Genomic DNA, 13123 nt, shown 5'->3' with positions numbered 1-13123 from the left:
ACACCATGGCACCACACACCGAACCCGAGATCTGGTTCCTCACCGGCAGCCAAGGCATGTACGGCGAGGAGACGCTCCGCCAGGTGGCCGAGCAGTCTCGCCAGATCGCGGCCGCGCTCGACGACTCGCCGCAGATTCCCGCCCGCGTGGTCTGGAAGCCCGTCCTGACCAACAGCGGTGAGATCCTGCAGGTCTGCCGGGACGCCGCCGCTCAGAGTGCCGTCGGGGTCATCGCCTGGATGCACACGTTCTCGCCGGCCAAGATGTGGATCTCCGGCCTGGACGCGTTGCAGACGCCGCTGCTGCACCTGCACACCCAGGCCAACGTTCTGCTGCCGTGGAACGACATCGACATGGACTTCATGAACCTGAACCAGGCCGCCCACGGCGACCGTGAGTTCGGGTACATCCAGACGCGTCTCGGTGTGGCCCGTAAGACGGTGGCCGGGCACGTCAGCGACCCGCGGGTGACCACTCGGATCGGGGCGTGGGCCCGCGCCGCGCTGGGCTGGTCGGCGATGCGGTCGCTGCGCCTGGCCCGCTTCGGTGACAACATGCGCGACGTCGCGGTGACCGAGGGCGACAAGGTCGAGGCCGAGCTGCGGTTCGGGGTCTCGGTCAACACCTACGGCGTGAACGACCTGGTCGAGGTGGTCGGCGAGGTCACCGACGCGCAGGTGGACGACCTGGTCAAGGAGTACGAGGACACCTACCGCATCGTCGGCGAACTGCTGCCCGGCGGCGAGCAGCACGACTCGCTGCGGTACGCCGCGCGCGTGGAGTTGGGCATGCGCGCCTTCCTGGACGCGGGCGGGTTCCGGGCCTTCACGACGAATTTCGAGGACCTCGGGGGGCTGCGTCAGCTGCCGGGCATCGCCGTGCAGCGGCTGATGGCGGACGGCTACGGCTTCGGCGGTGAGGGCGACTGGAAGACCTCGGTCCTGGTCCGCACCCTCAAGGCGATGTCGGTGGGCGTGAGCGGCGGTACGTCGTTCATGGAGGACTACACCTACGACCTCACCCCGGGCAGCGAGGTGGTCCTCGGCGCCCACATGCTGGAGGTCTGCCCGACGATCGCCTCCGACGTGCCCAACGTGGAGATCCATCCGCTGAGTATCGGTGGCCGGGAGGACCCGGTCCGGCTGGTGTTCGACGCCGCGCCCGGTCCGGCCATCGTGCTCGGGCTGGCCGACATGGGGGAGCGCTTCCGGCTGGTGGCCAACGAGATCGACGTGGTGGCGCCGCCGCAGCCGCTGCGCCGGTTGCCGGTTGCCCGGGCCGTCTGGCGTCCGCGCCCCGACCTGCCGGTCTCGGCCGAGGCGTGGATCACCGCGGGCGCACCGCACCACACGGTGCTGTCGCAGGCGGTGGGTGTGGAGGAGCTGCACGACCTCGCGGAGATGAGCCGCACCGAGCTCGTCGTCATCGACGCCGCCACGGAGCCTCGCCGCTTCGCCGACGAGCTGCGCTGGAACCAGGCCTACCACCGGCTGGCCCGCGGCTTCTGATTCGCGCGGCTCGGCCGCACCTCGGACGGGTGGCCCGTCCCTGCCTGACATCCCTCGGGCAGGGGCGGGCCACCCGTTTGCGTGTCCGTTAGCACGGTCACGAGCTGATTGGGTTACGTCTTGACTAAGGCCGTGTTATCGCTCACAATTTATAACCAAGACGGTCGATGTCTGTGGCTGGCCCGGCCGCGATCATCTCTCTCCCCGTGTTCAGTAGATCAGTGCCGTGAACCACGGTGAGTGATGTTAGCGATCACATTGTGCCATCAGGCCAGCTCGGCACACCGCCCAGTGCCGTGGATGACGACCCGGGCCGTTCGGAACGCATTGTCAGAGGAGGATCATGGTTGCCATCGGTCGGGTTCCCTGGACAACACGAGCGCGGGGGCGTGGTCGGCTGTCGCGACTCGTCGCCGCCGCGGTCGCTGTGGTGGTCGGCGGCGCTCTGGCGGCTGTCGCGCCGACCGCCGCGTCAGCGGCGACGGTCGACACCAGCGCCTGGTACGTGCTGGTGAATCGGAACAGTGGTAAGGCGTTGGACCTGTATGCCTCGGCTACGAATGACGGCGCGCGGATCAGTCAGTGGACGCGTAACAGCGGGGTCAATCAGCAGTGGCAGTTCGTGGATTCCGGGGGTGGCTTTTACCGGGTGAAGTCGCGGCACTCGGGCAAGGTGCTCGACGTGAGTGGGTTTTCCACCGCTGATGGTGGGGCGGTCGTGCAGTGGGCTGATCTGAACGGGACGAATCAGCAGTTCCGGTTGGCTGACTCGGACGGTGGTCATGTTCGGTTGATCAACCGCAACAGCAGCAAGGCGGTGGAGGTGCAGGGCGCGTCCACGGCCGACGGTGGAAACATCGTGCAGTACGCGGACTGGGGCGGCACCAACCAGCAGTGGCAGCTCGTCCGCGTCGACGGCGGGACCGACCCCACGACGCCACCCCCGTCGAACGGCACGTACTCGAACCCGGTGGTCTGGCAGGACTTCGCCGACGTCGACATCATCCGCGTGGACAACGCCTACTACATGTCGGCGTCCACCATGCACTACTCGCCTGGCGCGCCCGTCCTGCGCTCGTACGACCTGGTCAACTGGGAGTTCGCCGGACACTCTGTACCCAAGCTCGACTTCGGCTCGAAGTACGACATGAGCGGCGGTAACGCATACGTCGACGGGATCTGGGCGTCGACGTTGAACTACCGGCCGAGCAACCGGACGTACTACTGGGCCGGGTGCATCGACTTCGCGCAGACCCACATCTACACCGCGTCCGCCGTCGACGGCACCTGGAGCAAGCACACCACCATCCCCAACTGCTACTACGACGCGGGGATGCTGATCGACGACAACGACACCATGTACGTGGCGTACGGCAACGGCGCCATCAGCGTGGCGCAGCTGTCCGCGGACGGGAAGTCCCAGGTTCGTGCCCAGCAGGTGTACACCACACCGTCGAGCATCGGGACGCTGGAGGGCGCCCGCTTCTACAAGCGCAACGGCGCCTACTACATCTGGCTCACCCGCCCGGCCAACGGCCAGTACGTGCTGAAGTCGACGAACGGCCCGTTCGGCCCGTACGAGCAGCGTCAGGTGCTGCTCAACCTGCCCGGTCCGATCTCCGGTGGCGGTGTGCCGCACCAGGGTGGGCTGGTGCAGACCCAGAACGGCGACTGGTACTACATGTCCTTCATCGACGCGTACCCCGGTGGTCGGATGCCAGCCATGGCCCCGATCACCTGGACCGGCGACGGATGGCCCGTGCTCCAGACGGCAAACGGCACGTGGGGCAGCACGTACCCGAAGCCGAACCTGCCCGCGCCGCCCCGGGCGGTCAAGCCGCTCACCGGCTCCGACACGTTCGCCGGCACCACGCTCGGCCCGCAGTGGGAGTGGAACCACAACCCGGACAACAGCAAGTGGTCGGTCAACAACGGGCTGAACCTGCAGGCCGCCACCGTCACCGGCGACCTGTACAAGGCGCGAAACACGCTGACCCACCGCATCCAGGGCCCCACCTCGACCGCGACGATCGAGGTGGACTACTCCACCATGCGCGACGGTGATCGCACCGGCTTGGCGGTGCTGCGCAACTCGTCGGCCTGGATCGGAGTCCGACGGGACAACGGGTCCACCCGACTGGTCATGCAGAACGGGCTGACGATGGACGGCAGCTGGAACACCACCAGCACCGGCAGCGAGGTGGCGAGCACCGCCGTCTCCGGCGGCAGGATCTGGTTGCGCGCCAACGCCGACATCAGACCCGGCTCCGGCCGGCAGGCCCGTTTCTCGTACAGCACCGACGGGGTCAACTTCACCTCGTTCGGCAACGCCCTGACGTTGGCGAACAACTGGCAGTTCTTCATGGGCTACCGATTTGCCATCTTCAACCACGCGACGCAGGCACTCGGTGGCGCGGTCACCGTGCGGCGGTTCGACCTGACCACCCCGTGACACCAGTCACACGACGATCGCTCTGACCGGTGGCGCTGGCAACTCAGGCCTGGCGGCAGGTGAAGTCAGCGCCACCGCGTCAGGTCCTCGCCGGCCTGCTCCACGCTCTGTCCAGGAGCGAGGGCAGGCCGGCGTAGCACGTCGGGACCTGCCCCGTACCGGTTGGTGGGGGACTGCGGACGGGCACCGCGTTGTACGGCTTCGGCGCGTCGCGCGGTCCCCGCACAGCCGTGCCGTGTTCGGGGCCGTCGCTGGCGTAGACTGTCGGCGATCCAGCGCTGGTCACCTGGGATTCAGCACCGGCGTGGTGACTGAGCGAGGGGGATCGGGCCGGGCCGCTCCAGTCGACGTCGACGGGCTGCGGGCCGGAGATGTAGCGGGGGGAGCGAAATGGCCGTCCACGGTCCCGCGATGACGGACGTTGCTCGTCTCGCCGGTGTCTCCCACCAGACGGTGTCGCGGGTGCTCAACGGGCACCCCAACGTCCGTGAGCAGACCCGACTTCGGGTACGCGCGGCGATCGCCGAACTCGGCTACCGCCCCAATGGCGCGGCACGGGCCCTGGTGACCGGTCGATCACAGGTCATCGGTGTGGTCGCGCAGAACACGACGCTCTACGGTCCGGCGTCGCTGCTGGCCGCCCTGGAGCAGACCGCCGCTGCAGAGGGTTTCGCGGTCAGCGTCGGCAGCGTGCGAAACCTGGACCACCGCTCCATCTCGGCGGCCGTCGAGCGGCACCTGTCGCACCGGGTCGCCGGCATCGTGGTCATCGCCCCGGTCGAGTCGGCCGGTGAGGCGCTGGAGCGCCTGCCCAAGGATGTCCCGCTGGTCACTGTCGACGGTGACCCGAGCCGGCCGGTGCCGCTGGTGACTGTTGACCAGGTGGCGGGCGCCAGGGCGGCGACGCAACACCTGCTCGACGCCGGGCACCGCACCGTCTGGCACGTCTCCGGGCCGACCGACTGGTTCGACAGCGTCGGTCGGATCGACGGCTGGCGGCAGGCGCTGCTGGCCGCCGGGCTGGATCCGCCGCCGCCGATGCCGGGGGACTGGTCCGCGGCGTCGGGTTACCGGTGCGGGCAGATGTTGGCGCGGATGCCTGAGGTCACCGCCGTCTTCACCGCCAACGACCATCTCGCGCTGGGCGTGCTGCGGGCGCTGCACGAGTTCGGTCGACGGGTGCCGCACGAGATCAGCGTGGTCGGCTTCGACGACGTGCCGGAGGCGGCGTACTTCATTCCGCCGCTGACCACGGTTCGACCGGATTTCGACGCGGTGGCGCGGGCGAGCCTTCAGATGCTGCTGTCCCAGATCGAGTCGGGCACCGGTGGGGCGCTGCGGCAGACCATCGCCCCGGCTCTGGTCGCCCGCGAGAGCGTCGCCCCACCTCGTCGCTGACGTCCGAGCCGACCGGACGTCGCCTCCCGCGGGCGTGGGGGAGCAGTCCCCCCGCCGCTGCTCCGCGCTCAGTGGGTCCGCGCCAGCGTGCGCCAATGTCCGGCTGCTCCACCCGATAAGACGCAACTCGATGGGTTGCAGCGTGTGACAAATCGATGTCGGGCGATACAACGCCGTGCAGGTATTGAACCTCGTGAAATGTCGCCGTAACATGATGAGCGTCTCTGTTAACGCTAACAAAAATTGGCGTCCCACCATCGGCGTACCGACCAGAGATCGTCATCACGGGCGGGCGTCACCGACAAGGAGGCTCGATGAACCGCATCACCCGAGGTCGTCGCTGGGGGAGCGTACTGGCGGCCGGAATACTGCTCGCCGGTGCCCTGGTCGGCCTTCGCGCGCCGACAGCGCAGGCACTGGACAACGGCGTGGCGCGAACTCCCCCCATGGGTTGGAATTCGTGGAACTCGTTCGGCTGCAACATCAACGAGGCGCTGATCCGGCAAACGGCCGATGCGATCGTCAGCAGCGGCATGCGGGACCTGGGCTACAACTACGTCGTGGTCGACGACTGCTGGTTCAACCCCAACCGGGACAGCTCCGGCAACATCCAGGGCGACCCCGGCCGGTTCCCCAGCGGGATGAAGGCGCTCGGCGACTACCTGCACGCCCGGAACCTGAAGTTCGGCCTCTACCAGGTGCCGGTCGACAAGACGTGCGCGCAGTACTTCGGCGCCTACCCCGGCGCGACCGGCAGCCGTGGCCACGAGGTGCAGGACGCGCGCCAGTTCGCCGCCTGGGGTGTCGACTTCCTCAAGTACGACTGGTGCTCGCCGGAGGGCAGCATCAACGACCAGGTGACCACCTTCGCCAAGATGCGTGACGCGCTGGCCGCCACCGGCCGACCGATCGTCTACAGCATCAACTCCAACAGCATCCACGCCAAGACCGGCCCGCAGCGCAACTGGGGCGACGTGGCGAACATGTGGCGAACCACCGAGGACATCACCAACGCGTGGGACACCGGCCAGAGCAACGGCTACCCGATGGGCATCCAGAACATCATCAACGTGACAGTTCCGCTGGCGTCCTACGCGAGGCCGGGTGGGTTCAACGACCCGGACATGATGGAGGTCGGTCGCGGCGGCATGAACGACACGGAGATGCGCAGCCACTTCGCGATGTGGGCGATCATGGCGTCTCCGCTGATCGCCGGCAACGATGTGCGGAGCATGAACGCAGCGACGCAGACCATCCTCAAGAACGCCAACCTGATCGCCATCAACCAGGACTCGCTCGGGTTGCAGGGGACGCAGGTGTCGTTCGACGGCACGCGTCGGGTGCTGGCCAAGCGGCTCGCCAACGGTGACGTCGCCGTTGCCCTCCTCAACCAGGGCGGCTCGACGACGACGGTCTCGACCACGGCCGCGGCCATCGGCAAGTCCGGCTCGTCGTTCACGCTGGTGGACGCCTGGACCGGTGGCACCAGCTCCAGCAGCGGGACGATCAGCGCCAGCGTCCCCGCGCACGGCACTGTGGTGTACCGGGTCAGCGGTGGCGGGACGACTCCTCCGACGACGCCGCCGCCGACCACGTCGAGCGCGTACGCCAGCGCCGCCTCGGGCCGCTGCCTCGACGTGCCGAACAGCAACACGACCAACGGCACGCAGCCGGTCATCTGGGACTGCAACGGCGCCGCCAACCAGCGCTGGACCAGCAGCGGTCAGACCCTGCAGGCCCTCGGCAAGTGCCTGGACGCGCCGCTCAACGCCGCGGCCGGCGCCAAGGTGCAGCTCTGGGACTGCAACGGCGGGACCAACCAGCAGTGGGCGGTCAACGCCAACGGCACGATCAGCAACACGCAGTCCGGGCTCTGCCTGGACGTCAACGCCAACGCCACGGCAAACGGCACCACGGTGATCCTCTGGACCTGCACCGCAGCGGCCAACCAGCGGTGGTCGCAGCGGTAGCCGATCGGGTCCGCCGACCGCCGAGGTCGCGGCGACCCACCTGATCCGGCGGTAGTGCTGGTGCCCGCGGACGACAGACGCCGTCCGCGGGCACCGGTCTGTAGAGTGCTGCGGAAGACACGCTGAGTTGCCGCGTCCCGGCCCTTCCGGCGGATCGGCCACATGACTACGCTCGCCTGGATGCTCCGTTACGAGACCGTGACACCGGTATTTCGGATCTGGTGTTGACGCAATCTATGTGAGCGCTAACACTACCCGAAAGATGACACTTGGCCCCGGCAGTCGGCGGGGGAGTCCAGAGAGGAGAAGCCGGTGGGCAGGAAATTCCTGGTTGCTCTCGGCGGCGCGGCACTCGCGCTCAGTTTGGCGGCGTGCAGCGGCGGGGGTGCGGGCAGCGGCGAGAAGAGCGGCGACGAGAAGCCCAGCGATCTGACCATCGGTGTCTCGATGCCGACCCAGACCTCGGAGCGGTGGATCGCCGACGGCAACGCGGTGAAGTCGAAGCTGGAGGCCAAGGGCTACAAGGTCGACCTCCAGTACGCCGGCGACGACATCCCCACGCAGTCGCAGCAGGTCGACCAAATGATCACCCAGGGTGCGGATGTCCTCGTCCTCGCGGCGATCGACGGCACCGCGCTCAGCAGCCAGCTGCAGGCCGCCGCGGCCGCGAAGATCCCGGTCATCTCCTACGACCGACTGATCCGTGGCAGCAAGGACGTCGACTTCTACGTCAGCTTCGACAACTACAAGGTCGGCGTCGCCCAGGGCACCGCGCTGCTCGTCGGTCTCGGCCTGCTGAACAAGGACGGCTCGAAGGGCACGGCCAAGGGGCCGCTGAACGTGGAGCTCTTCGCCGGGTCGCTGGACGACAACAACACCCAGTACTTCTTCGGCGGCGCGATGGACACGCTGAAGCCGTTCATTGAGGACGGCACGCTGGTCGTCAAGTCCAAGCAGACCACCCCCGAGCAGGTAGCCATCCTGCGGTGGCAGCAGGAGACCGCGCAGAAGCGGATGGAGAACCTGCTGACCTCGGCCTACAACGACGGCTCGAAGGTCGACGGGGTGCTCTCGCCGTACGACGGCATCTCCCGGGGCATCATCACCGCCCTTCAGAACGCCGGCTACGGCAAGGGCGCGAAGAAGCTCCCGGTGGTGACCGGCCAGGACGCGGAGATCGCCTCGATCAAGCTGATCAACGACGGCGTGCAGAGCTCCACGGTCTTCAAGGACACCCGGCTGCTGGCGGAGCAGGCCGTGAACGCGGCCGAGGCGTTCCTGCAGAAGAAGCAGCCGCAGTCCAACGACACCAAGACGTACAACAACGGCGTCAAGGTCGTCCCGGCGTACCTGCTCCCGATCGCGACCGTCTACAAGGACGACATCAAGGCGACGCTGATCGACTCCGGCTACTGGACGGCGGAAGAGGTCGCCGCCGGTCAGGCCAAGAAGTAAGCCACTCGTCGGGCCCGGCGGTCACCCGCCGGGCCCGACGCCTGGGCGCGTACCACGTCCAGACCTGACGGAGGACAGTGACCATGGACGACACCATCCTCGAGATGCGTCGCATCACCAAGACCTTCCCCGGCGTGACCGCGCTGGAGGACGTCACCCTCGCAGTGCGCCGGGGGGAGATCCACGCCATCTGTGGTGAGAACGGCGCCGGCAAGTCCACCCTGATGAAGGTGCTGTCCGGCGTCTACCCGTCCGGCTCGTACGACGGCGAGATCCTCTTCGACGGCAAGCCGATGCAGTTCCGTGGCATCCGCGACAGCGAGGCCAACGGCATCGTCATCATCCACCAGGAGCTCGCCCTGGTGCCGTACCTGTCGATCGCGGAGAACATCTTCCTCGGCAACGAGCGGCGCGGCCGCAGCGGGCTCATCGACTGGAACTTCGCCAACGCCGAAGCGGCGAAGCTGCTGGCGTCCGTCGGGCTGCAGGAGAACCCGGTCACCCCGGTCATCCAGCTCGGCGTCGGTAAGCAGCAGCTGGTGGAGATCGCCAAGGCGCTGTCGAAGAAGGTGCGCCTGCTCATCCTGGACGAGCCGACCGCCGCGCTCAACGACATCGACTCGGCGCACCTGCTCGACCTGTTGCGGGCCCTCAAGGAGCAGGGCATCACCTGCATCATGATCTCGCACAAGCTCAACGAGATCACCGCCATCGCCGACTCGACCACCGTCATCCGCGACGGACGCGCCGTGGAGACCCTCGACATGCGCTCCGAGGACGTGACCCAGCAGCGGATCATCCGGGGCATGGTCGGGCGCGACCTGGACAGCTTCTACCCCGACCGCGAGTCGTCCCCCGGTGACGAGGTCCTGCGCATTGAGGACTGGACGGTGCGCCACCCGGTCCAGGACCGGATGGTCGTCGAGAGCGTCGGCCTCTCCGTGCGCGCCGGCGAGGTCGTCGGCATCGCGGGCCTCATGGGGGCCGGGCGGACCGAGCTGGCCATGAGCGTCTTCGGTCGGTCCTACGGGCGCGACATCCGGGGCCGACTCTTCGTCCACGGGCGGGAGGTGCAGGCGCGCACCGTCGCCGAGGCGATCGACAACGGCATCGCCTACGTCACCGAGGACCGCAAGCGCTACGGCCTCAACCTCATCGACGACGTGCGGCGCAACGTGTCCGCCGCCGCGTTGGACCGACTGTCCCGCCTGGGCTGGGTGAACGGCAACGAGGAGATCAAGGTTGCCGAGGCGAGCCGCAAGGAGATGAACATCCGGACGCCGAGCGTCATGGCGGTGGTCGGCAAGCTCTCCGGCGGCAACCAGCAGAAGGTCGTGCTGTCGAAGTGGCTGTTCACCGACCCGGACGTGCTGATCCTCGACGAGCCCACCCGCGGGATCGACGTCGGCGCCAAGTACGAGATCTACACGATCATCAACCGGCTGGTGGCCGCCGGTAAGGCGGTGATCGTCATCTCCTCCGAGCTGCCGGAGCTGCTCGGAATGTGCGACCGCATCTACACCCTCGCCGCCGGCCGGATCACCGGCGAGATGCCGGTGGCCGAGGCGACTCAGGAGAGCCTCATGGAGCTGATGACCAAGGACAAGGAGCTCGTCGGATGACCAGCATCAAGACCCCTTCGACGGAGCGCCCCACGCCCCCGGACAGCACGCCCGCCGCCGCCCTGCACAGCGGGACGAGCGACCTGCGGGCGCTGGTGTTGAACAACCTGCGGCAGAGCGGGATCTACGTCGCCCTGGTCGTCATCGTCGCGCTCTTCGCGGTCCTGACCGACGGGGTGTTGCTGAGCCCCGGCAACATCACCAACATCGTCCTCCAGTACTCGTACATCCTGGTCCTCGCGATCGGGATGGTCATCCTGATCATCGGCGGGCACATCGACCTGTCGGTCGGATCGGTCGTCGCGCTCACCGGAGCGGTCTCCGCCGTCCTGGTGATCCAGCAGGGCCATCCGTGGTGGATCGGCGTCGTGGCCGCGCTGGTCGTCGGCGTCGTGGTCGGCGCGTGGCACGGGTTCTGGGTGGCGTACGCCGGCATTCCGGCCTTCATCGTGACCCTGGCCGGCATGCTGCTGTTCCGGGGTCTGACCCTGCGGGTGCTCGACAACATCTCGCTGTCGCCGTTCCCGTCCGAGTACCAGCAGGTCGCTGCGGGCTTCCTCAACGGCCTGCTCGGCGGGCAGGGCTTCGACGCCTTCACGTTGCTGATCGGCGCCATCGCCGTGGCCGGCTACGCGGTCAGCGGCTTCCGCACCCGCGTGGCGCGTATCCGCTACCAGCAGCCCGTCGAGTCGTTCCCGCTCTTCGTCGCCCGGGTCGTGCTGGTCGGCGCGGTCCTCATGTACTTCGCCTGGCAGCTGGCGCACGCCCGAGGGCTGCCGATCGTGCTGATCATCCTGGCGGTCCTGGTGCTGGTCTACGGCCTGCTCACCCGGCGTACCGTCTTCGGTCGCCAGGTCTACGCGATCGGCGGCAACCTGTCGGCGGCGGCGCTGTCCGGGGTGAAGGTCCGCACCGTCAACTTCTGGATGTTCGTCAACATGGGCTTCCTGGCGGCGGTCGCCGGCGTCATCTACTCGTCGCGGTCGAACGGCGCCCAGCCCGCCGCCGGCAACATGTTCGAGCTGGACGCGATCGCCGCGGCCTTCATCGGCGGCGCGGCGGTCACCGGTGGCGTGGGCACCGTGGTGGGCGCGATGGTCGGTGGTCTGATCATGGCGGTGATGAGCAACGGCATGCAGCTGATGGGCATCGACCAGTCGACCCAGTCGGTGGTGAAGGGTCTCGTCCTGCTCGTCGCGGTCGCCTTCGACGTCTACAACAAGCGTCGTGCCGGCACCGCCCGCTGACGCTTCGACGGGACGCACGTGCCCCCTGCCCGCCTGGCGGACAGGGGGCACGCGTCCGTCAGTGGCAGGTGGTGGTGCCGGTGTCGGTGTAGGTCTGGCCGGCTACCGGTACGAACTGCCAGTCGTAGCTGTTGGAGTGCAGGGTGAACTTCAGGACGCCCCAGGCTGAGCTGTTACGCGCCTCGCTGTTGGGCTGGATGGTGCCGAAGCCGTAGTGGCCGGCGCCGCCCATCCCGGCGACGAAGCTGCGCAGGCCCCGGCTGGAGTCGGCGCCGCCGGCCGGGTTCATCGGGGCGAACCGCTCGTACACGTGGTTGTGCCCCCACACCACGACGTCGGCGTTGTAGTCGTAGAGCGCCTGGTACAGCGGACGCGTCGACGTCGACGGCGCGTGGTTGGAACTGGACGTGAAGAGCGGGTGGTGCCAGTACGCCAACGTGCACGGCTTGCCGCTGGCGGCCAGGTCCGCGCGCAGCCACTGCTCCTGCGTCGAGCCGGCCGACATGCTGATGTTCGAGTTCAGCGACACGACGTGCCAGTTGCCGAGGTCGTACGAGTAGTAGCCGCGACCGCTCGGGCCGGCGGACGTACCGAAGTAGTTGTAGTAGCCGGTCGCGCCCGACGTGTTGTAGTCGTGGTTGCCCGGCGACGGGCGGGTGCGGGACTTGTGCCGACCCCAGGTGGGCCCGTAGTAGCTGTTGAACTGCGACGCCGTCCCGCTGTCGTAGACGTTGTCGCCGGTGGTGAAGACCGTCCCCGGGATGCTGTCGAGCAACGTCGCGGTGGCGCTGTCGCCGGAGCCCGAGTCGGCGATGTCGCCGGCACCGACGAACACCGGGTCGCCCGACGGTGGTGGCGTGGTGCTCCCGGTGGTGACCACCAGTTGCGGAGTGTCGGCGCCACTCTCGCGGGTGTCGTAGTAGGCGCCGTCACCGCTGGTCGAGGTGGCGCCGAAGCTGTACGTGCCGTTGCCGGTGACCGCGGCCGTGACGTCGACCTCGTACCAGGTGTTGCCGCTGACCGCTCCGATAGTGCCGAGCGTGGCCCCGTCGATGGTCGGCTGGTTGTTCCAGGTGGTGCCGGTCTCCGACCAGGTCGTGTTGGACATCCGGCGGAACGTCCCACCGGCGTCGCTGCCGCTGTTGCCGCTGATCGTGCGCAGTCGCAGTTTGGCGCCGGTCACCGTGCCGCTGACACCGCTCACTGTGAAGCGCAGGAACGAGCGCCGCACTGGCGAGTTGTCGACCACGATCTGCGTGGACGTGCCGTAGTTGGTGGTGGCCGTGTCGCTCTGGACGTAGGTGTCGGCGACCGGCGTGAAGGTCACGCTCGCCGCCGACGCCGCGCCAGCGCCGGTCACGACGACGGCGGCGGTCGCGGCGACGATCACCGTGACCACCCCCAGCGTCACCGACGGACGGGGAAATCGAATGTCCATGCAGGACTCCTTACCTCGTGGGAGAAGCGCAAG

Annotated in this window: 8 protein-coding genes; 7 read left to right on the top strand and 1 reads right to left on the bottom strand. The window is 68.0% G+C overall.

The window, feature by feature from the left end; genetic code table 11:
• Positions 1 to 5: 5 nt before the first annotated feature.
• The 7 genes from araA (at position 6) to mmsB (ending at position 11652) form a co-directional block, all read left to right on the top strand.
• Entirely contained in the window at positions 6 to 1508 is a 1503-nt protein-coding gene (gene araA, locus ABZS40_RS06105) for an L-arabinose isomerase (RefSeq protein WP_354942262.1), read from the top strand.
• Between the two features lie 343 nt (positions 1509 to 1851).
• Positions 1852 to 3960: a family 43 glycosylhydrolase gene (locus tag ABZS40_RS06100; protein WP_354942261.1), complete on the top strand. Its 2109-nt coding sequence runs from the start codon at positions 1852 to 1854 to the stop codon at positions 3958 to 3960.
• 411 nt (positions 3961 to 4371) lie between these two features.
• Positions 4372 to 5358, top strand: a complete 987-nt coding sequence (locus ABZS40_RS06095) for a LacI family DNA-binding transcriptional regulator (protein ID WP_354942260.1) — start codon at positions 4372 to 4374, stop codon at positions 5356 to 5358.
• Positions 5359 to 5672: 314 nt separating this feature from the next.
• Positions 5673 to 7328 carry a ricin-type beta-trefoil lectin domain protein gene (locus tag ABZS40_RS06090; protein ID WP_354942259.1) on the top strand — a complete coding sequence of 552 codons (1656 nt, stop codon included), beginning with the start codon at positions 5673 to 5675 and terminating at the stop codon, positions 7326 to 7328.
• A 312-nt stretch (positions 7329 to 7640) separates the two neighbouring features.
• Complete coding sequence (gene chvE / locus ABZS40_RS06085; protein WP_354942258.1) at positions 7641 to 8783, top strand: multiple monosaccharide ABC transporter substrate-binding protein; 1143 nt, start codon at positions 7641 to 7643, stop codon at positions 8781 to 8783.
• A gap of 83 nt (positions 8784 to 8866) precedes the next feature.
• Entirely contained in the window at positions 8867 to 10405 is a 1539-nt protein-coding gene (gene mmsA, locus ABZS40_RS06080) for a multiple monosaccharide ABC transporter ATP-binding protein (protein WP_354942257.1), read from the top strand.
• Entirely contained in the window at positions 10402 to 11652 is a 1251-nt protein-coding gene (gene mmsB / locus ABZS40_RS06075) for a multiple monosaccharide ABC transporter permease (RefSeq protein ID WP_354942256.1), read from the top strand. Before mmsA ends, mmsB begins: the two co-directional genes overlap by 4 nt.
• Before the next feature lie 58 nt (positions 11653 to 11710).
• Here mmsB and ABZS40_RS06070 read toward each other — a convergent pair whose 3' ends face one another.
• Positions 11711 to 13090, bottom strand: a complete 1380-nt coding sequence (locus ABZS40_RS06070) for a DNRLRE domain-containing protein (protein ID WP_354942255.1) — start codon at positions 13088 to 13090, stop codon at positions 11711 to 11713.
• Positions 13091 to 13123 lie beyond the last annotated feature (33 nt).

It is taken from the genome of Micromonospora sp. NPDC005324, assembly GCF_040607155.1.
Lineage (GTDB): Bacteria > Actinomycetota > Actinomycetes > Mycobacteriales > Micromonosporaceae > Micromonospora > Micromonospora trifolii.
The sequence above is the reverse complement of the archived record's forward strand: the minus strand, read 5'-3'. Positions and strand labels throughout refer to the sequence as shown.

Bases quoted from the DNA above. Each gene is read 5' to 3' on its own strand.
- ABZS40_RS06070 (WP_354942255.1), bottom strand. From the start codon at position 13,090: ATGGACATTCGATTTCCCCGTCCGTCGGTGACGCTGGGGGTGGTCACG.
- araA (WP_354942262.1), top strand. From the start codon at position 6: ATGGCACCACACACCGAACCCGAGATCTGGTTCCTCACCGGCAGCCAA.
- ABZS40_RS06100 (WP_354942261.1), top strand. From the start codon at position 1,852: ATGGTTGCCATCGGTCGGGTTCCCTGGACAACACGAGCGCGGGGGCGT.
- mmsB (WP_354942256.1), top strand. From the start codon at position 10,402: ATGACCAGCATCAAGACCCCTTCGACGGAGCGCCCCACGCCCCCGGAC.
- ABZS40_RS06095 (WP_354942260.1), top strand. From the start codon at position 4,372: ATGACGGACGTTGCTCGTCTCGCCGGTGTCTCCCACCAGACGGTGTCG.
- mmsA (WP_354942257.1), top strand. From the start codon at position 8,867: ATGGACGACACCATCCTCGAGATGCGTCGCATCACCAAGACCTTCCCC.
- ABZS40_RS06090 (WP_354942259.1), top strand. From the start codon at position 5,673: ATGAACCGCATCACCCGAGGTCGTCGCTGGGGGAGCGTACTGGCGGCC.